This is a genomic window from Dyella sp. BiH032 (assembly GCF_031954525.1).
Classification (GTDB): domain Bacteria; phylum Pseudomonadota; class Gammaproteobacteria; order Xanthomonadales; family Rhodanobacteraceae; genus Dyella_D.
In genome coordinates this window covers 2,820,880-2,840,564 of the sequence record NZ_CP134867.1, presented here as the reverse complement: position 1 = coordinate 2,840,564, position 19,685 = coordinate 2,820,880, and the positions used below count along the sequence as shown (strand labels likewise).

The 19,685-nt window shown below is 68.4% G+C and carries 15 protein-coding genes; 9 read left to right on the top strand and 6 right to left on the bottom strand.

Translation table 11 applies throughout. The annotated features are described in order from the left end of the window. Positions 1-31: 31 nt before the first annotated feature. Genes RKE25_RS12695 through RKE25_RS12685 form a run of 3 tightly spaced genes read right to left on the bottom strand, consistent with a single transcriptional unit; the run spans position 32 to position 3,935 of the window. Positions 32-2,263, bottom strand: coding sequence for a xanthine dehydrogenase family protein molybdopterin-binding subunit (locus RKE25_RS12695; RefSeq protein ID WP_311838468.1), 2,232 nt, complete (start codon positions 2,261-2,263; stop codon positions 32-34). A gap of 19 nt (positions 2,264-2,282) precedes the next feature. After that, positions 2,283-3,284 (bottom strand): xanthine dehydrogenase family protein subunit M, encoded by a 1,002-nt coding sequence (locus RKE25_RS12690; protein ID WP_311838467.1) that lies wholly within the window; start codon positions 3,282-3,284, stop codon positions 2,283-2,285. Between the two features lie 9 nt (positions 3,285-3,293). Further along, the gene (locus RKE25_RS12685) at positions 3,294-3,935 is read right to left on the bottom strand and encodes a 2Fe-2S iron-sulfur cluster-binding protein (RefSeq protein ID WP_311838466.1); all 642 of its coding nucleotides are present in this window, start codon (positions 3,933-3,935) and stop codon (positions 3,294-3,296) included. A 390-nt stretch (positions 3,936-4,325) separates the two neighbouring features. Between RKE25_RS12685 and RKE25_RS12680 the strand changes: the two genes are divergently transcribed. From RKE25_RS12680 to RKE25_RS12660, 5 genes are all read left to right on the top strand, one after another. Beyond that, the gene (locus tag RKE25_RS12680) at positions 4,326-5,360 is read left to right on the top strand and encodes a sterol desaturase family protein (RefSeq protein WP_311838465.1); all 1,035 of its coding nucleotides are present in this window, start codon (positions 4,326-4,328) and stop codon (positions 5,358-5,360) included. A gap of 56 nt (positions 5,361-5,416) precedes the next feature. Further along, complete coding sequence (locus RKE25_RS12675; protein WP_311838464.1) at positions 5,417-7,285, top strand: sugar-binding domain-containing protein; 1,869 nt, start codon at positions 5,417-5,419, stop codon at positions 7,283-7,285. 256 nt (positions 7,286-7,541) lie between these two features. Then, positions 7,542-8,012 carry a hypothetical protein gene (locus RKE25_RS12670; RefSeq protein ID WP_311838463.1) on the top strand — a complete coding sequence of 157 codons (471 nt, stop codon included), beginning with the start codon at positions 7,542-7,544 and terminating at the stop codon, positions 8,010-8,012. Beyond that, on the top strand, positions 7,972-8,517 hold the full coding sequence (locus RKE25_RS12665; protein WP_311838462.1) for an organic hydroperoxide resistance protein: 546 nt from the start codon (positions 7,972-7,974) through the stop codon (positions 8,515-8,517). The genes RKE25_RS12670 and RKE25_RS12665 overlap by 41 nt, the downstream gene beginning before the upstream one ends. Before the next feature lie 199 nt (positions 8,518-8,716). Then, on the top strand, positions 8,717-11,614 hold the full coding sequence (locus tag RKE25_RS12660; RefSeq protein WP_311838461.1) for a winged helix-turn-helix domain-containing protein: 2,898 nt from the start codon (positions 8,717-8,719) through the stop codon (positions 11,612-11,614). Between the two features lie 29 nt (positions 11,615-11,643). Here RKE25_RS12660 and RKE25_RS12655 read toward each other — a convergent pair whose 3' ends face one another. The 3 genes from RKE25_RS12655 to RKE25_RS12645 are packed head-to-tail and all read right to left on the bottom strand — an operon-like array spanning position 11,644 to position 16,066. Then, positions 11,644-12,321: a LuxR C-terminal-related transcriptional regulator gene (locus RKE25_RS12655; RefSeq protein ID WP_311838460.1), complete on the bottom strand. Its 678-nt coding sequence runs from the start codon at positions 12,319-12,321 to the stop codon at positions 11,644-11,646. 29 nt (positions 12,322-12,350) lie between these two features. Next, complete coding sequence (locus RKE25_RS12650) at positions 12,351-12,719, bottom strand: response regulator (protein ID WP_311838459.1); 369 nt, start codon at positions 12,717-12,719, stop codon at positions 12,351-12,353. Further along, the gene (locus tag RKE25_RS12645; protein WP_311838458.1) at positions 12,719-16,066 is read right to left on the bottom strand and encodes a PAS domain-containing protein; all 3,348 of its coding nucleotides are present in this window, start codon (positions 16,064-16,066) and stop codon (positions 12,719-12,721) included. The genes RKE25_RS12650 and RKE25_RS12645 overlap by 1 nt, the downstream gene beginning before the upstream one ends. A gap of 406 nt (positions 16,067-16,472) precedes the next feature. Between RKE25_RS12645 and RKE25_RS12640 the strand changes: the two genes are divergently transcribed. From RKE25_RS12640 to RKE25_RS12625, 4 genes are all read left to right on the top strand, one after another. Further along, positions 16,473-17,843 carry an alpha/beta fold hydrolase gene (locus tag RKE25_RS12640; protein ID WP_311838457.1) on the top strand — a complete coding sequence of 457 codons (1,371 nt, stop codon included), beginning with the start codon at positions 16,473-16,475 and terminating at the stop codon, positions 17,841-17,843. Beyond that, the gene (locus RKE25_RS12635) at positions 17,840-18,034 is read left to right on the top strand and encodes a hypothetical protein (RefSeq protein WP_311838456.1); all 195 of its coding nucleotides are present in this window, start codon (positions 17,840-17,842) and stop codon (positions 18,032-18,034) included. Before RKE25_RS12640 ends, RKE25_RS12635 begins: the two co-directional genes overlap by 4 nt. Before the next feature lie 71 nt (positions 18,035-18,105). Beyond that, positions 18,106-19,146: an alpha/beta hydrolase gene (locus RKE25_RS12630; protein WP_311838455.1), complete on the top strand. Its 1,041-nt coding sequence runs from the start codon at positions 18,106-18,108 to the stop codon at positions 19,144-19,146. Positions 19,147-19,169: 23 nt separating this feature from the next. Beyond that, entirely contained in the window at positions 19,170-19,679 is a 510-nt protein-coding gene (locus tag RKE25_RS12625; protein WP_311838454.1) for a cytochrome P460 family protein, read from the top strand. The last annotated feature ends 6 nt before the right edge of the window (positions 19,680-19,685 follow it).

Below are 19,685 nucleotides of genomic sequence, written 5' to 3'. Positions count from 1 at the left end.
CTCGCGGAAGGCGAACAGGGCAACGATCGCGTTACGACACGGTCGACGCCAGCAGATCCTCGATCCGCACCGGCAGATCCCGCACGCGCACGCCCGTGGCGTGGTGGACCGCATTCGTCACGGCGGCGGCGAAGCCGGCCAGGCCGATCTCGCCGACGCCGCGGGCACCCAGTTCGTTGAATTGGAGGTCGGGGTAGTCGAGGAACTCGACGTCAATATGAGGCGTGTCCGCGTGGGTCGCCATCAGATAGTCGGCCAGGTTGCTATTGACGACCATGCCATTGCGATGGTCGTAGCGGTTCTCCTCCAGCAGCGCCATGCCCACGCCCATCACGATCGCGCCCTCGATCTGGTTGCGCGCCGTCATCGGATTGACCACGCGCCCGGCGTCGATCACGGTCATCACGCGCCGCACCCGCAGCCGCGCGATCTGCGGCTGCCAGCCGACCTCGACGAAATGCGCGCCGTAGGAGTGCGTGGACACGCTGTTCTTCTTCGAGCCCATGGTGCCGGGCGAATCGCCCTTGCCCTCCACGTGCGCCATGCGTGCGGACTTGAGCACGTCGGCGAACGGCCGCCCCTCCTTGGCGCCCTTGCGGAACACGCGCCCCTCGCGGAAATCGAGGTCGTCCTTGGCCACGTCGTGGAAATCCTGGACGTGCTGGCTGGCGGCGGTCAGCAACTGGTCGATCGCCTGCCGGGAGGCGTCCAGCACCGCCGGCACCATCGAGCCGGTGACCATCGAGCCGCCCGACAGCGGGCCCGGCGGCAGCCGGGTGTCGCCGATCACCACCTGCACCTTGGAGATGTCCACGCCGATCGCGCTCGCGGCCATCTGCGCGACCACCGTATAGGTGCCGGTGCCGATGTCCTGCGTGCCGCTGGCGACGCGCACGGTGCCGTCGTCGTTGAGCATCACGCTCACCGTGGCCGGCAGTTGCTTGGCCATCCACGAGCAGCAGGCCACGCCCCAGCCGAGCACCGTGTCGCCGTCGCGCATGGAGCCGACGGCGGGGTTGCGCCGCGACCAGCCGAAACGCTCGGCGCCGCGGGTCAGGCATTCCTTCATGTGGCGCGAAGAGAAGGGGATGTTCTCCGCCTCGTCGATCTTCGGCTCGTTGTGCAGGCGCAGCTGCACGGGATCCATCTTCAGCGCCAGCGCCAGCTCGTCCATCGCCGACTCGACCGCGAACAGCCCCGGCACCGCGCCGGGCCCGCGCATCGGCGTGGGTGGCGCGATGTCCCGGCGGGCGAACGAGCCGGTGATGCGCAGGTTGGGCGTGCTCCACAGATACCCCGTCGCCTCGCCGCAATCTTCCTTGTAGTCCTCGCCGCGGGCGCAGTGATGGAGATAATCCTGCCGCAGTGCCACCAGCGTGCCGTCGCGGTTGGCGCCCAGGCGCAGGCGCTGCTGGGTGTTGGGGCGGTGGCCGACGTCGTGGAACATCATTCGCCGGGTCACGACCAGCTTCACCGGGCGCTTCAGGTCACGTGCGGCCGCGGCGGCCAGCAAGGCATGCGGCCACGGCCACAGCTTGCCGCCGAAACCCGAGCCCAGATACTGCGTGACGATGCGCATGTGCTCCTTGGGTACGCCGAGCATCTGCGCCATCGCCGCGCGGTGGTTCATGATCGACTGCGTGTTCTCGTACAGCGTGAAGCCTTCGCCGTCCCACACCGACACGCTCGCATGCAGTTCGATCGGGTTGTGGGTCTCGATGGGCGTGGTGTATGTCTGGTCGACCTTCACCGGCGCCGCGGCGAACGCGCGATCGACGTCCCCGCGGTCGCTCTCGACCTTCGCCTCTTTCTCTGGCTCCAGGCGCATGCGCACGTCGGGATCCTTCACGTCGGCATAGGCAACCTTGATGCGGTCGGCGGCGGCACAGGCCTGCTCGAACGTGTCCGCGACCACCATGGCTACGTACTGGCCGTGGTAGCGGATGATGTCGTCCTCGAACGGCGGCCGGTGCTCGTCGATGCGCGTGCTGCCCTTGGGCGGCAGGCGGTAGAACGTGCCGATGTTCCCGCGCGTATAGACCTTGTGCACGCCGGGCATGCGTTCGGCCGCGTCCGTGTCGATCGATGCGATCCTGCCGGTGGCGACGTGCGCGCAAACCGGTGCGGCGTAAAGCAGCCCGTCGGGATGGAAGTCCGAACTGTAGTGCGCTCCGCCGCTGACCTTGAGCGGCCCGTCGATGCGGGCGACGCCGTGGCCGATGACGGGTGGGGCAGGGGTGCCGGAAGCGTCTGCTGGGGACATGGCGGTGTTTTCCCGAAGGTCAGGCCGTAGCCGCGGTGGCGAGTGCGTGGGTCAGGCAGCGCCGGGCCAGTTCGACCTTGAAGGCGTTCTGCGATTGCGGGCGGGCTTGGCGCAGGGCTGCTTCCGCGGCGGCGGCGAACGTTTCGCGTCCGGCGGGCTTGCCCGTCAGCGCCTGCTCGGCCTCCGGCGAGCGCCAGGGGCGCGTGCCGACGCCGCCGAGCGCGACGCGCGCATGCGAGATCTTCCCGGCCTCGGTCGCCAGCACCACCGCGGCGGAGGCGAGCGCGAACTCGTACGAGGCGCGATCCCGCAGCTTCAGGTAATGCGAGCGTGCCCCCGCATGAGGCGGCGGCAGGCTCACGTGCGTGATCAGTTCGCCCGGTTGCATGACGGTTTCGCGTTGCGGCGTGTCGCCGGGCAACAGAAAGAACTCGCCGACGGGCACCTGCCGTTCGCCCCGTGGCCCAAGGATGTGGATGCTCGCTTCCAATGCCGTCAGTGCCACATTCATGTCCGACGGGTTGGTGGCGATGCAGTGCTCGCTGGTGCCGAGGATCGCCAGCGAACGGTTGAATCCGTCGATGGCCGAACAGCCGCTGCCGGGCTCGCGTTTGTTGCAGGGCGTGTGCACATCGCGGAAATACACGCAACGCGTGCGCTGCAGCAGATTGCCGCCTGTGGTGGCCATGTTGCGCAACTGCCCGGAGGCGCCGGCGAGCAGCGCCTGCGACAGCACCGCGTAGTCGCGTACCACCGCCGGGTGACGGGCCAGGTCCGCATTGCGCACCAGTGCGCCGATCTTCAGGCCGCCGCCGGGCTGCGACTCGACCTTGTCCAGCGGCAGGCGATTGATGTCCACCACCTGTTGCGGACGTTCGACCTGCAGCTTCATCAGGTCGATCAGCGTGGTGCCGCCCGCGACGAAGCGCACCTCGGCACCCTGTTGCGCGGTGGTGGCGCGCGCGGCCAGGGCCATGGCTTCGTCCAGGCTCCTGGCGCGTGCGAAGGCGAACGGTTCCATGGGGCCTCCTCAGACTTCGCGGGCCTGCTTGATCGCCGCGAGGATGTTGGAATAGGCGCCGCAGCGGCAGATGTTGCCGCTCATCGCCTCGCGGATTTCGGCATCGGAAGCGCCCCAAGGCTCACGCAGCATTGCCACGGCGGACATGATCTGCCCCGAAGTGCAGTAGCCGCACTGATAGCCGTCATGCTCCACGAAGGCTTTCTGCATGGGGTGCAGATGGCCGGGTTGGCCCAGGCCTTCGATGGTGACGACCTCGTCGCCCTCGTGCATCGCTGCCAGGCTCAGGCATGAATTCACGCGCCGGCCGTTGACGTGCACGGTGCAGGCGCCGCACTGGCCGTGGTCGCAGCCCTTCTTGGTGCCGGTCAGCTGCAGATGGTCGCGCAGCGCGTCGAGCAGGGTGGTGCGCGGATCCAGTTGCAGCGTCCGCGGCTGGCCGTTGACGCGCAGGTTCACGGTGACCTGGTCGCTCGCCGCCGCAGCCGCCACGCCGGCGGCGAACGCGGCCTGGCCAAGCATGGGCAAGCCCATGCCCGACGCGGCACCGGCGAGCCCCATCATCTGGAGGAAGCTGCGCCGGCCGAGGCGGACATTGAGCGCCTGGGTCAGCGGGTGGTCGATCGGCGGAGCGGATTTCCCAGAGGGCATGGATGGCTCCCGAGATGGACGGAGCGATATCGAGGCGGCGTGTATGACCGCACCGATCTGCCGGGCCCGCGTCACGCGAACCTTCGGCGAACGTAGCGCCGTTGAGGTCAAGCTTTCGTCAGAGCGAGCGGGAGCGTGCACGCCGGCTTCTCGCCGCACGGCACTCCTGTGCTCGTCTGTGCGTGTCGCGAATGGGCTCATCAACGCAATGACAGACCCATCAACCACGGTCGAAGCGCTCGACGCGTATGCCAACCCATCCTCCAGATCGGACGCCGGAAGCCGCTGGCGCTTGTATGAAGATTTGGATCGTGACAAATTGCGCGGACAAGAGGGGGCGCAAGCCCCGTGAAAGGTGGTCCTGACGCCGTTACCCGATGAGGGGCAGCCATGGATGTCTTCAATGCGATCCGCGCCCAGCTGTCCGATGTCTTCGGCCTGGAGTCTTTGCTGCGCGTCATGGCGTCCGGCGATTACCGGGCGCTGCTCACGGTGGACGGCTTCGCCGCGCTGCTCGGGCCGATCATTCCGCTGCTGCTGGTGTTCGAGCTGCTGCGGGGCGTGATCCTGCGCCGGGTGCGGCGCGAGGACTATCAGGTCCCGCTGCTGGTGATGGTGCTGAACCGCTTCATCGGCAGTTTTCTGACCATCGCCACGGTGAGTTTTTGCATCGGCCTGTTCCAGCGGTTCGCGCCGTTCCAGGCCGGGCTGACCTGGTATGGACTGATCTACGGCTACGTGGCGTGGGAGCTGGCGCACTTCGTCTACCACTTCTTCGCCCACAAGGTGCGCCTGCTGTGGTGCCTGCACGCCACGCACCATGCGCCCGTGGCGATGAACCTCTCGGTGAACTACGCGCACATCTTCCTCGAGGCGGTCTATGCCGACTTCGTGCGTACCAGCATCTGCATCCTGCTGGGCGTCAGCCCGCCGCTGCTGATCCTGATCATGGTCATCGACAGCTTCTGGGGGCAGTTCATCCACCTGGGCGAGAACGTGCTGCCGAAGGGGAAGCTCGGCGTGCTGCATCGCATCCTGCTGACGCCTTCGCACCACCGCGTCCACCACGCGCGGAACGTGCTCTACATGGACACCAACTTCTGCAACCTGCTGCCGATCTGGGACCGCCTCTTCGGCACATACATGGATGCGCGCGAGGACGTCCGCATCGAATACGGCATCACCCGGCCGGTCAAGCCTTTCAGCGTCCTTGACGCATACCTGGGCGAGTTCTGGCTGCTGGGGAGGGACGTGTGGCGCGCGCCCGGCCTGCGCAACAAGTTGCTGTACCTGCTGATGCCGCCGGGCTGGAGCCACGACGGCGATCACCACACCGCGAAAGCCGCGAAGGCGGCGCTCCTGGCGCAGCAGGCGTCCGGGGCGCCCGCTGCGCCGGAACGACAGGCGTTGCCATTGGCGGATTGACCGGATCACGAGCGGCGGTGTCGTCACCGCTTCGAACTGCAACGAGGAGAGTGCGGATGACGGGCAGCATCAGAATACGGAGCGCGAGCGCCTGGTTGGGCGTGGCGATGGCCATGGGCTTGGCTTCGCCGTCGATGGCGGCGTCGGATCCGGCGGCGACCTGGAGCGGGAAGCCGGCGCCCCTGGCGACGCCGTGGACGGCCGAGGTGTCGCCTCGCAACGCCTTGCCCGAGTATCCGCGGCCGCAGCTGGCGCGTCCTTCGCTGGAGCACCCGCAGTGGATGAGCTTGAACGGACTGTGGCAGTACGCGCCGGATGACGGGAAGGGCAAGCCGCCGTTCGGGCAGGCGCTGAAGGAGCAGGTGCTGGTGCCGTATCCGATCGAATCGGTGCTCTCCGGCGTGCAGAAGCATTCGGACTACATGTTCTACCGCAGGACGGTGGACATTCCCGCAGCTTTCGCCGCCCAAGGCCGGCGCGTGCAGCTGAACTTCGGCGCCGTGAGCCACGAGGCGACGGTGTACGTCAATGGCAAGCAGGTGACGCAGCATACGGGCGGCTATACGTCCTTCAGTGCCGACATCACGCCGGCACTTCGGCCGCAAGGACCGCAGGAGATCGTCGTCGCCGTGCACGCGCCGGTGGACGCCGTCAACATCATGGTCGGCAAGCAAAGGCTCAAGCCTGAAGGCATCTTCTATACGGCGGCCTCGGGTATATGGCAGACGGTATGGCTGGAGTCCGTGCCGGCGACCAGCCTGGCGCAGCTGACATTCGCGCCGGCCGCTTCGCTGGACGCCTTTACGGTGAACGCGAAAGTGCAGGGGCCCGGCGACAATGCCACGCTGCAGGTCACCGCCTATGCGGACGGCAAGGCGGTGGGCGAGGCGAAAGGACCGGCCGGGCAGCCGTTGCGGCTGGCCATCGCGCAGCCGCATCTGTGGAGCCCGCAGGATCCGTTCCTGTACACCTTCAAGGCCGTGCTCACCCGGGGCGGCCAGCGCGACGAAGTCACCAGCTATGCCGGCCTGCGCACGATTGCCGTGGAGAAAGTGGGCGGCCGCAACCGCATCGTGCTCAACGGCAAGCCGACCTTCCTGCTGGCTACGCTGGACCAGGGCTACTGGCCGGACGGGCTCCACACCGCGCCCACCGACGCGGCGCTGAAGTTCGACATCCAGAAGACCAAGGATCTGGGCTTCAACACCATCCGCAAGCACATCAAGGTGGAGCCGGCACGCTGGTATTACTGGACCGACCGCATCGGCCTGATGGTCTGGCAGGACATGCCGGCGCTGCCGACCGATCGCAACGACAAGCTCAGCGATGCCGACAAGGCCAGCTTCCGCGCGGACGTCTCGGCCATCGTGGAGCAGCTCAAGGGCGAGACCTCGATCATCGGCTGGATCCCGTTCAACGAAGGCTGGGGCCAGTGGAGCATCCCGGCCGCCGCCGAGCTGGCGACGCAGATCAAGCAGCTCGACCCGTCGCGCCTGGTCAATGCGCGCAGCGGCGCCAATTGCTGCGACATGAAGGGCGACCCGCACGCCGGCGACGTCTACGATGTGCACGATTACCAGGGCCCCGGCTTGCCCAGCCCGGATGCGACGCGCGCCGCCATCGATGGCGAGCACGGCGGTTTGACCTTGAACATTCCAGGCCACGTCTGGCCCAACACGCCGATCAATCCCTATGGCGCCGTGAAGGACCGCGACGCGCTCACCGCCGGCTACGTCGCCAATACCGCCGTGTTGCGCGACAAAGGCGTGCCGAAGGGTATGTCGGGCAGCGTGTACACGCAGATCACCGACGTCGAAGGCGAGCACAACGGCTTCTTCACCTACGACCGCAAGGTCGAGAAGATGGATGCGGCCAAGGTGCGGGCGATCAACGAAGCGACGATCCGCGCGGGCGCGCAGCCCTGAGACTCGCCGGCGACGGACGCTATCCGCGTCGGACTCGCGCCATCACCACCTGCGTGCGGACCGCCATTCGAAGGCGGTCCGCAGCCACCACCCATCGCCTCGCGCGACCGCACGTATGCGGCTCGCCAGCGCCCTTTCGCCGCGCAGCTAACACGCGCTAATACCTCATAACTGGCGATGGCCCGCCCGCGCTCCCATCCTTGGCGCCACGGTATGCCGATGCCGCGGCGTGCGAGGGCGAAAGGGAGGTATGGCAGTGAACGACAAGCATGACGTTGGCCGCGCCCACTGCGTGGCGACGGCAGGCCGGGCCAGCAACGACGAACTTCGCGCCTGGCTCGAGGCCGATGCCCGCACCGATGGCCACTCCTTCCAGGCGTTTTTCCAGGCGGTGGCGCCGCTGCTGCTGGCGTATTTCGAAGGGCAGCGACGCGGAGGCGCGCTCGACGTGGAGGTGCTGACCCTGGAAACCCTCGTTGCCATATATCAGCAACGTGCCAGCTACGACCCGAGGCAGCCGCTTCGCGCCTGGCTGCTCGGCGTCGCGCGCCTGCGGATGGCGAGCCATCTGCAGGGAGAGCGATCGCCCGGGGCGCTGGGCGATGCCCTTGGCCTGGACCGCGGCATGGAGCAGGAAGCCTTGCGGCAACTGCAGCGGCTTGCGCGGCGGCCGGCCGAGGGCGTGCGTGGCATCGCGCAGCGCGAGAAAAGCCGGGCCATCCCCTGAAACTGCCGCCGCGCACGAGGCGGCCAGGATTCGCGCCCGCTCCGGGCCAACTCCGCTGGTGCGCGGCGCCGGCATCCACGGAACGATCATGATCACGGTTCGAAAAATCCTCCATACCGGGACGACCCGCACGGTGGGCGGGCGCGAAGGCCATGCGCGCAGCGACGACGGCCGCCTGGACATCAAGCTCACCCCGCCGGGCGCCCCGGGGGACGGCACGCATCCCGAGCAGCTCTTCGCTGCGTGCTGGTCGGCCTGTTTCATCAGCGCACTGCGCCATGCGTCCCATGCGCGCAGGATCGAATTCCCCGCCGACACCTCGGTCGTGGCCGAGGTGGACCTGGGACACGGCGAACAGGGTTTCTTCCTGCAGGCACGGTTCGCGGTCTCGATGCCGGGCATTGCGCCGGAGCTCGCGCAGCGGCTGATCGATGCCGCGCACCAGAATTGCCCGTATTCCAAGGCGACCCGGGGCAACGTGGACGTTGCCATCGAGGTCGTTTGAACGGCCGCGTGCGGCGCGTGTCCCGTTGCGCCATCTCGAGGGCGGCGCCGAACTGGCCTGCGCGGCGCGTGCCTGCTTTCGCGAATCGCGCGGTGGCGGCTTGAGCGGCTTCGCGAATCTCTTATCATCAGGAACTTGCGAAGTTCCCGCGTCGGCCGTTCGCCGCCGTGTTATCGATGATGCGAGAGAGCGATTTCCTGTGGAGCTTCCTCCCGACGAGCAGCTCGAATCCCCCGGCGCGGATGTCGTCTTCGGGCCGTTCCGCCTCGTCCCCGGCAAGCGCCTGCTGATCAAGGACGGCCTGCCGCTGGACATCGGCGGCCGCGCGCTGGACATCCTGATCGCCCTGGCCGCGCAGCCGGGCAGGGTGGTGACGAAGCGCGAACTGCTGGGGCGGGTCTGGTCGGGCGTGGTCGTCGAAGAGGGCAGCCTGCGCTTCCATATGACCAGCCTGCGCCGGATCCTCGGCGACGGCGAGAATGGCGCGCGCTACATCACGACACAGGTCGGCGTCGGCTATGCCTTCGTGGCGCCGATCGAAAGAGCCGTCAGCCCGCCGACAGCGATGGCTGCGACGGACGTCGCGCAACCGCCGGTTGGCGCGGGCAGCCTGCCGCGGCGCACACGCCTGATCGGGCGCGAGGCGGACATCGAGCTGGTCGTCGGCCGGCTGGCCGAGCCTCGGCTGTTCACCGTGGTCGGCACCGGCGGCGTCGGCAAGACCAGCCTGGCGGTCGAGGTCGGTCACCGGCTTGCCGGCGGCACGTACGAACGCGTCCACTTCGTGGACCTGGCGCAGGTGGAGGATCCCGCCCTGGTGCCTTCGGCCCTGGCCGGCGCCATGGGGTTGCCGGTGCAGGCCGAGGACCCGGTGTTCGTGTTGCTCGCGCATCTGCGCACGCGGCCGCTGCTGCTGATCGTCGACAACTGCGAGCACGTGGTCACCACCGTATCGGCGATCGTCGAGCGGATTCGCGCCGAGGCGCCCGGCACCGGCGTGCTGGCCACCAGCCGCGAACCGCTGCGGGCGCGCGACGAACAACTGCATTGGCTGCATGCACTGGACTTCCCGCTGGAAACGGAAGCGCTCACCGCCGACCAGCTGCTCGCCTTTCCGGCGATACGTCTGTTCGTGGAACGCATCTCCGCCGGCAATGCGGCACTGAAGATCGATCTGGAAGCAGCGCGCCTGATCGCGGACATGTGCCGCCGGCTCGACGGCATGGCGCTGCCCATCGAACTGGCTGCCGTGCGCGCGGCGGCATATGGCATCCGCGCGACGCACGCGATGCTCGGCGAACGCTTTTCGCTGGGCTGGCCCGGACTGCGCACGGCCCTGCCCAGGCAGCAGACCCTGCGCGCGACGCTGGAATGGAGCTATGGCCTGCTGTCGCCGTCCGAACGCCTGATGTTCGACCGGCTCGCCGTGTTCGTCGGTCCGTTCTCGCAGGAAGCCGCCGCCCAGGTGGTCTCCGACGAGCGCGTCGACGCGGTGACGGCCGCCGCGCTGCTGGACGAGCTCGTGTCCAAGGGTCTGGTCGCGACGGACCGCTCCGAGGCGACGCATGCCTATCGCCTGCTGGAGATGACGCGCGCCTATGCCAGGGAGAAGCTCGCCGCGCACGGCGAGCCGGCAGTGCATGCCGTGTGCTTCCGGCACGCGGCCTACTACACGGAATTGCTCGGCAGTCTGGGCGCGACGCCGGACCAGGTATTCGACCGCTCCGCTCGCCTCGCCAGCCAGCTGGGCAACATCCGCAGTGCGCTGGAATGGAGCTTCGGGCCACAGGGCGACCCCGGGTTGGCGTTGCCGCTGGCCGCGGCGAGTGCGCCTCTGTTCCTGCACTTCTCGCTGCTGGTCGAATGCCGGACCTGGTGCGAGCGCGCCACCGCTCTGCTCGCCCTCGGCTACTTCGGCACACGCACCGAGATGGAGCTGCAGGGCGCACTGGGCCTGGTGCTGATGTTCACGCGCGGCAACAGCGGTGCGGCCGAGACCGCGCTGCGGCGAGCCATGGACATCGCCGTGGCGCTGGACGACCACCGGTCTCAGCTGCGCCTGCTGGGTCGGCTGCAGATCTTCTACGAGCGCATCGGCGATTTCCCGTCTTCGCTGGCATGGGCCGAACAGGCGATCGGCGTGGGCGACGCGATCGGCGAACTGGACGCGATGGCGGTCGCCGCGTCGCTCGCGGGCGTATCCCATCACCTGCTGGGAGACCAGCGCCGCGCGCGCCAGGAACTGGAGAAGGCGCTGAAATACAGCCCGCCGCCCCGGCGCAGCCACACGATCCATTACGGTTTCGACCATCGCAACCGTACCGGCCTGGCTTTGGCGCGGACACTCTGGCTGCAGGGCTTTCCCGATCAGGCGCGGCAGTGGGCCGAGCGGGTCGAGAGCGACGCCGCCGCATTGGACCACCCCGTCACGCACTGCATCGCGCTGGTGTGGACGCTGGGCATCTACATCTGGATGGGCGATCTGGACAAAGCCTCGTCGAGTGCGGCGACGTTCGAGCGCATCGCCGAAGCGAACATGCTCGCGCCGTACATCGCCGCCTCGCTCGGCATGCGCGGCGCGATCGCGATCCGCGCCGGCCGCTCCGACGAGGCCATCGGCTGGCTGGAGGAAAGCCTCGCGCGGCTGCATGGCATGCGCTACGAGCTGCTCACCACCACGTTCGAGATCGCGCTGGCCGAAGGCCTGGTGCTGAGCGGCCGCCATGCCGAGGCCGAGCGGCTGGTGGATGGCACCATCGCGCATTGCCGCCGCAGCGGAGACGCGTTCGCGCTGCCGGAGCTGCTGCGGATCAAGGCCGGCGCGATGCGAGCGCTCGATGCCGGCCACGAAGCCGCGGCCGACACCGTGCTCGACGAATCGCTCACGCTAAGCAGGCAGCAAGGCGCGCGGGCCTGGACCCTGCGGTCGACCATGGAACGGGCCCGGTGGCGACTGGAACGAGGCGGCCGGCAGGCGGCACGCGAACTGCTCGCGCCTTGGATGGACGAGGCCGCGGAAGGTGCCGGCACGCTGGATCGCCGTGAGCTGGAACGGTTGTGGCGCGAAGCGATCGAGGCGCCGACGCTGCAAGGTTGACGGCGGCCGGCCGGACCATCCGGCCGGTATCAATCGTTCGGACGATCCGCGGGTGCGAGCAGCGCCGCCATCTTCACCAGGTCCGCCAGCGAGCGTGCCTTCATCTTGCGCATCACCCGCCCGCGATGGGCCTTGATGGTGATTTCGCTGATGCCGAGTTCCGCGGCGATCTGCTTGTTCAGGCGCCCGGCGACGACCAGCGCCAGCACCTCGCGTTCGCGCGGGCTAAGCGAGGCATGGCGTTCGCGCAAGGGCTGCAGCCGCGCCTCTTCGTCGAGCGCGCAACGGCTGCGCCCGAGCGCGTCGGCGATCGCACGGAGCAGGGCATCGCCGTCGTACGGCTTGGTCAGCACCTCGACCGCGCCCGCCTTCATCGCCCGCACCGCGAGCGGCACGTCGCCGTAGCCGGTGATGAAGACGATCGGCATGCCGAGGCGCTCGCCAGCAAGGCGCGCCTGCAGGTCCAGGCCGTTGAGATCGGGCAGGTTGACGTCGAGCAGCAGGCAGCTTGGCCCCGCGGCCCGCGGTTGGTAAAGAAAGGCCTGCGCGGACGCGAGCAGTACCGGTTGCCATCCGGCGTGGCGGATCACCAGCTCCAGCGATTCGCGTACCGACACGTCGTCGTCGACGACGTACACGACGGGCACGGGGGTAGAGGCCGGTCGCGGGTCCGGTTCGCGGGCGAGGAAGGAGTGTGTACTCAACATGCCATGGTGTCCTCGTGAGATGGGCGCATTCACTCGACCGGCAAGGCGGTACTGAGCGCGCGGAGCAGGTCCGCTTCGCTGAAGGGTTTCAACAGGCAGTCCACGGCGCCCTGGCGGATCAGCCGCGGGCGGTCGGCCGCGTCGCCGTGGGCGGTGATGAAGATGACCGGGATATCGTGGCCGCGCCGGCGCAGTTCCCGCTGCAACTCGGTGCCGCGCATGCCAGGCATCGCCAGATCGAGGATCAGGCAGCGGGTCGCCTCGACGAGACCGGAGGCGAGGAACGCCTCTCCGGAAGGAAAGGCCTGCGCGGCGAAGCCGAATTCCTTCAGCAGGTCCGGCAGCGACTCGCGCACCGACTCGTCGTCGTCGACAACCACGATGAGCAAAGGCGGCATCAGGACAGCTCCGCCGCATCGCCGGCATGCGCCAGGCCCGGCGCCTCACCGTCGCCGCCAGCCGGTACTGCGCCTTCGGCCTCGGACCACGCCGGAACGGCGAAGCAGAAGCAGGCGCCCGGCCCGTCGTTGGGCGCGGCCCACAGCTCGCCGCCATGGCTCTCGATGATGGAGCGGCTCACCGACAGGCCGATGCCCATGCCCGAACTCTTGGTGGTGTAGAAAGCCTGGAACAGCCGCTCGGTGTCCTCGCCTTCGAGGCCCGCGCCGTTGTCGCGGACCGCCAGGCATACGCGCCCATCCTCGTCCACGTGAGTGCTCAGCCGCAGCTGGCGAGGGCGGTCGATCACGGCTTGCATGGCATCGGCCGCATTGAGCATGAGGTTGACGATGACCTGCTGCAGCTGCACGCGATCGCCCCGGACCGGCGGCAACGCTTCGGCGAACTCGGGTTGCAGGATCACGCTGTGCCGCTGCAGTTCGCCCAGCAGCATCGCGGTCACTTCGCGCGCCGCCTCATTGAGGTCGACCCGTTCCGCGGAGGTCGCTTTCTTCGCGAACAAAGCGCGCAGCCGCCGGATCACTTCGGAGGCGCGGTTGCCGTCGCGGATCGTGCGGCGCGCGGTTTCGCGCGCGCCTTCCACGTTGGGCGGATCCGCCGCGAGCATGCGCAGGCAGGTGCTTGCATTGGTGATGATGCCGGCCAGCGGCTGGTTCACTTCGTGCGCGATCGATGCCGTGAGCGCACCCAGCGTCGCCACCCTGGCGACGTGGGACAGCTCGGACCGGACCTTGCCCAGCGCTTCCTCCGAGAGGCGGCGCTGGGTGATGTCCTGTACGGCGGCGATGTATTCCAGTCCGCCGTCTTCGTCGCGGTTGGCATGGGCGACGAGGTGCACGTGCTTGACCCGGCCATCGGGCATCAGCAGCCGGTGCTCGTGCTCGAAGTCGCGCCCCTCGACCCGCTGCCGCTTGAACACTTCGCTGAAGGCGGGGATGTCTTCGGGATGGATGCGGGTATAGAGCAGGTCGAAGGTGGGCGACGCCGCCGGATCGACTTCGACGATGCGATAGATCTCCTCGGACCAGGCGATCTCGTCTTCCTCCACCCGCCACGAGAACGTGCCGGTCAGGCTCAGGCGCTGAGCCTTGGCGAGGAAGGCCTCGCTCTGCCGCAGCGCCGCCTCCCAGCGCGCGCACTCGATGGCGATATTGACCAGGTGAGCGAAGCGGGCGATCAGCGCTTCGTGCGCCGGTTCCGGCGTCTTGGCCTGGCGGAACAGGATCGACAGCACGCCGGCCGCCATGCTGCTGCCGGCCCCGACAGGTATCGACCAGCTCGCCCGGATGCCTTGCGCCAGCGCGATCGCACGCCATGGTTGCCAGCGCTGCTCGTGCGCCAGGTCGGCCGAGATCACCACGCGGCCGCGTGTGGCCGCCAGGGCGATGGGGTTGGCGTTCGCATCCACGACGCGGCCCACGACCGTCTCCAGCACGGCCGCCGGCAGGGTCGGAGCGGCGCCGGCTTGCAGGTAGAGGCTGGCGTCGCCGGCGCGCGCGGGATGCGAGCGGCGGGCATCCACCAGCACTACGCCACAGAGTGCGCCGTCCAGCACGCTCTCGATCAACCGGCAGGCTTCGTCCAGGATGGGCGCGAGCAGTGCGCCGCCCGCCATCAGGCCGAGCAGCCGCTTTTCGCCGGCCAGCAGCAGCTCCGCCTGCTTGCGGTCATCGATGTCGGTGTTGGCGCCGTACCACCGCACCAATCGGCCGGTCTCGTCGCGCTGCGGCACCGCGCGGATCAGGAACCAGCGATAGACGCCATCGTGGCGGCGCAGCCGCGCTTCGTATTCGCCGGGCAGTCCGGCTTCGAGCAGCGCCTGCCAGTAAGCGGCCAGTGCGGCGGCATCGTCCGGATGCACGGCCGACGTCCAGCCGAAGTCGCGCGCTTCTTCCAGCGGCATGCCGGTGTATTCGCTCCAGCGCTGGTTGAGGAAGTCGACGCTGCCGTCGGGCGCCGTGCTCCAGACGAAGCCGGGGATGGCATCGATGATGCTGCGCAGCCGGTCCTCCGACGCGCGGACGTCGTCCAGCGCGTGCCGCAGCGTCAGCCGCGAGTGCATGCGTTCGATGGCGGTGCCCGCGATATGGGTGAGCTGATCGATCAGCGCCAGGTCCTGCCGTCCGGGCGAGCGCGGGCGCTCGTAGTAGATAGCAAAAACGCCTAAGCTCTCGCCGGACTTGGCGACGATCGGCGTCGACCAGCAGCAACGCAGGCCGTGCGACATGGCCATCGAGGGCCAGCGGGTGGCCGCCCAGCGCGTTTCCAGCGCCAGGTCGGGCGCGATGATCTGTTCCTGCAGTCGCGCTGCCATCGGGCATGGGCCGATGTCGGTGCCGATCGCACACTCGGCAATGGTCTCGATATAGCGGGCAGGGAGGCTCGGCCCGGCGCATAGGCCCATGCGCGTGCCGGAGCGGTCAAGCAGCATCACGGTGCAACGGCACCCGGCGACGGCGGTTTCGACCAGCTTGCAGAACGCATCGAGGATGTCCTGCGGCGGGCGGTCGCGCGCCACCATGTCGAGCAGTTGCTTCTCGCCCGCGAGCAGGTCCTCGCCGCGCTTTTGCTCGTCGATGTCCGTGTTGACGACGAACCAGCGCGTGATCCGCCCGGTTTCGTCCCGCATCGGCAGGCCTCGCACCTGGAACCAGCGGTAGCTTCCGTCGGCGCGGCGCACGCGATGCACGAAGTCGTACGGCTCGCCGGTCTGCACGGCGTGTGTCCACGCGACCAGCACGGCCGGCAGCTCGTCGGGGTGGACCATGCGGGTGGCTTTCCAGCCTTCCATTTCCTCCAGCGTGGCGCCCAGGTAGTCGAGCGCGAAGCGATTGAAGTACTCCACGCCGCCGGAGGGCGCGGCAAGGCCGATGAAGGTGGGCACGCTGTCCATGACGGCGCGCAGGCCCGCCTCCTGCAGGTCCGGCATGCGTTCGGCAGGCACGCAGCCTTCGGCCTCGACCGCCACGCCACACCATCCGGCCTCGGATGCCTTCGACAGCGGACGGGTCCGCAGCACGAACCGCCGATAGACACCGTCGAAGCGGCGCAGGCGTACGGCGGTTTCCAGTGGCGGAGAGGGAGTGCGGGAAGACCAGCCATCGAGCCATGCGGGCAGGTCGTCAGGATGGACCAGCGCGGACCATCCGCGCCTGCGTGCCTCTGCGGCATCGACGCCGGCGTAGTCGCACCAGGCCCGGTTGATCTGGGCGAGGCGGCCATCGGGGAACATGGTCCACACCAAGCCAGGCAGCAGGTCGACGACGCTGCTGAGCTCATTATCCATACGGCCTCTCTCGGCCACCGTCATCAAGAGAGCATGCGCCCATCGACGGTGCCGGCCCATCATACGTTGGTGTCACCGCGCGGCTGTTGTTATTTCCTGCTAGCGCGGCGCTAACACGGCTGGCTCGAGGCGCGGACCGCCTCACGGCGGTTGGCATGGCGCGCCAGGTGCGCGCAAGCGATCGCAATTCCGCAAGACGCTCCGGGGCTCGGGCACTGCGGCGACCGAAGGCACGCGCCGTGCGCAGCCATGCTCATTCGTGATGGCCTGCATCGATACCAAGGTATCGACCGACACCATCGTGCAATCGCCACTGCACCATGCGGCTGGTCTGATCGCCGTTACGCGGCACCTTTCGATCCAGCCACCGGCTGGTGCGGCCGCCTCACTCAAACGGAGATTGAATATGTCCAGTCCGTCCACCGTGGCGCGGCATCGCCCGCTTGCCCATCGCGCCGCGGCCTTCGCCTGCGGTCTTGCCCTATGTGCCATGGGTGGCTTCGCCGAAGCGGCGCCGTCTGCTGCGCAGGAAGCCGCCGGCCGGGCGTCGGCCTTGAAGGAGGACACCAGTATTCGGCCGTTCCAGATCCATGTGCCGCAGGCGCAGCTGGACGAACTGCGCGAGCGCATCGCGCGGACGCGCTGGCCGGACAAGGAAACGGTCGGCGACGAATCCCAGGGCATCCAGCTCGCACGCGTGCAGGAGCTGGTGCGCTATTGGGGCAATGGCTACGACTGGCGCCGCCTGGAGACGACGCTGAATGCGTTGCCGGAGTTCGTGACCACGATCGATGGCGTGGACATCCAGTTCATCCACGTGCGTTCGCGCGAACCGAATGCGATGCCGCTGATCCTCACCCATGGCTGGCCCGGTTCGCCGCTGGAGTTCCTCAAGACCATCGGCCCGCTGACCAATCCCGTGGCGTACGGCGGCCGTCCGGAAGATGCCTTCGACGTGGTGATTCCCGCCATCCCGGGCTATGGCTTCTCCGGCCGCCCGACGGTCACCGGCTGGAATCCCGACCGCGTGGCGCGCGCCTGGGACACGCTGATGAAGCGCCTGGGTTATACGCACTATGTATCGCAGGGCGGCGACCACGGCTCGGTGATCTCCGACGCGCTGGCGCGACAGGCACCATCGGGTCTGCTCGGCATCCACCTCAACATGCCGGCCACCATTCCGCCGGAACTGGTCAAGCCGATCAATGCCGGCGATCCGGCGCCGGCCGGGCTCTCCGCCGACGAGCTGCGTGCCTACAACGCGCTCAGTACCTTCTTCGGCCGCAACGCGGCTTACGGGGCGATGATGGTGACGCGCCCGCAGACCATCGGCTATTCGCTCACCGATTCGCCCAGTGGCCTGGCGGCCTTCATGTACGAAAAGATCGCCGAGTGGACCGACAGCGGCCACCAGCCGGAGCGCGTACTCGGCCGCGACGAAATCCTCGACGACATCACGCTGTACTGGCTCACCGACACCGGCGCGTCGTCGTCGAGGTTCTACTGGGAAAACAACAACAACAATTTCAGCGCCAAGGCGCAGAAGACCTACGAGATCAAGGTGCCGGTGGCCATCACCGTCTTCCCCGGCGAGATCTACCGCGCGCCGGAAAGCTGGGCCAGGCGCGCCTATCCCTCGCTGTACTACTTCCACGAAGCCGCCAAGGGCGGGCACTTCGCCGCCTGGGAGCAACCGCAGCTGTTCGCCGAGGAACTGCGCGCCGCCTTCAAGCCCCTGCGGAAATCGGCGGGCGCGCAGGGAGGCGCAGGGCGGTGATCGCCATCCGCAGCTATCCCACCGCCCTGGACGCGGAACTGGCCCGGCTGCGCCTGGCGTGGGCCGACATACCCACGACGGTGAGCGGCATCGACCTGGGCATGCAAGGCGGAACGACCGGCGTGCAGCTCTGGGTGCCGGAAGCTTTCGCGGAAGCGGCGCGAGCGGTGCTCGACGCCCCTGAAGAGTGACGCACTCAAAAGAACGGCCGGCCTCGCGCCGGCCTCGCCAAACGAATCGCTGACCTACCGGAGACACACCCATGTCCCATGACGCACATACTCGCTATCGCCACCTGCTGGGCGCGGCCATCCTCGTGGCGGCCATCACGCAGTCGGGCACGATCGGCGCCACCGACGCGCAAGCCGGGCAGGGGCCGGCAACGCAAGCCACGGAAGCGCGCGATCCGCTCCGGCCGTCGAAACACGTCAAGGCCGGCGTGCTGGACGTGGCCTATGCGGAGCTCGGCCCGGTCAACGGCCCCGCCGTCATCCTGCTGCATGGCTGGCCGTACGACATCCACAGCTACGACGTGGTGGCACCCGCGCTCGCGGCGAAGGGCTATCGGGTCTTGGTGCCCTATGCGCGCGGCTACGGCGCGACGCGCTTCCTTTCCGCCGATACGCCGCGCAATGCCGAACCCGCGGCGCTGGCGCAGGACGTCGTCGACTTCATGGACGCGCTCGGGATCCAGCGTGCCACGCTCGCCGGCTACGACTGGGGCGCGCGCTCGGCGGATATCGTCGCGGCCCTGTGGCCGCAGCGGGTGAGGGCGTTGGTGTCCGTCAGCGGCTACCTGATCGGCAGCCAGGCCGCCGGCCTGCAGCCGCTGCCGCCGAAGGCGGAGTATCAGTGGTGGTACCAGTTCTACTTCGCCACCGATCGCGGCCGCGCGGGCTACCAGCAGTACACCCACGACTTCGCGAAACTGATCTGGCAGCTCGCCTCGCCGCAATGGCACTTCGACGACGCGACCTTCGCGCGCAGCGCCGCCGCGCTGGACAACCCCGACCAGGTCGCCATCGCGATCCACAACTACCGCTGGCGTCTGGGTCTGGCGGAGGGTGAGCCGCGGTATGCCGCGCTGGAGCAGAAGCTGGCGACGTTCCCGCCGATCGCCGTGCCGACCATCACCATGGAAGGCGATGCCAACGGTGCCCCGCATCCGACCGCCGAGTCCTACCGCAGCCATTTCACCGGCAAGTACGACTACCGCCTGATCACGGGCGGCATCGGCCACAACCTGCCGCAGGAAGCGCCGCAGGCCTTCACCCAGGCGGTGATCGACGCCGACGGCATGTGAACGCACCAGACGGGAGCGATCCGATGAAATCGATCCATCTTTATGCCGCCGGCCTGACGCTCGTCGCGCTGACGCTGACAGTAGCCGCCGTCGCCATGACGGATACCGGCAGCAGCGAGCCTTCGCCGGTCTATGGCGTCCGGATTCCGCATGGCTACCGCCAATGGCAGCTGATCGCCCCAGCCGTGGAAGCCGCGCCGCTCAACGAGATCCGCGCCGTGCTCGGCAACGAGGTGGCCATCAAGGCGTATCGCGACGGCGCGCAGCCCTTCCCGGACGGCACGGTGCTGGCGAAGCTGGCATGGAAGCACGTGCCGTCGCCGGACTTCGCGCCGGCCTCCATCCCCGGCGCACCGACCACCGTGCAGTTCATGGTCAAGGATTCGAAGAAATACGCCGCCACCGGCGGCTGGGGTTTCGGCCGCTTCATCGACGGCAAGCCGGCCGACGAGGCGCAACACCGCACCTGCTTCGCCTGCCACCAGGCCCTGGCGAAAGGCCACGACTACGTGTTCACCCGCTACGCGCCCTAGTCCTTT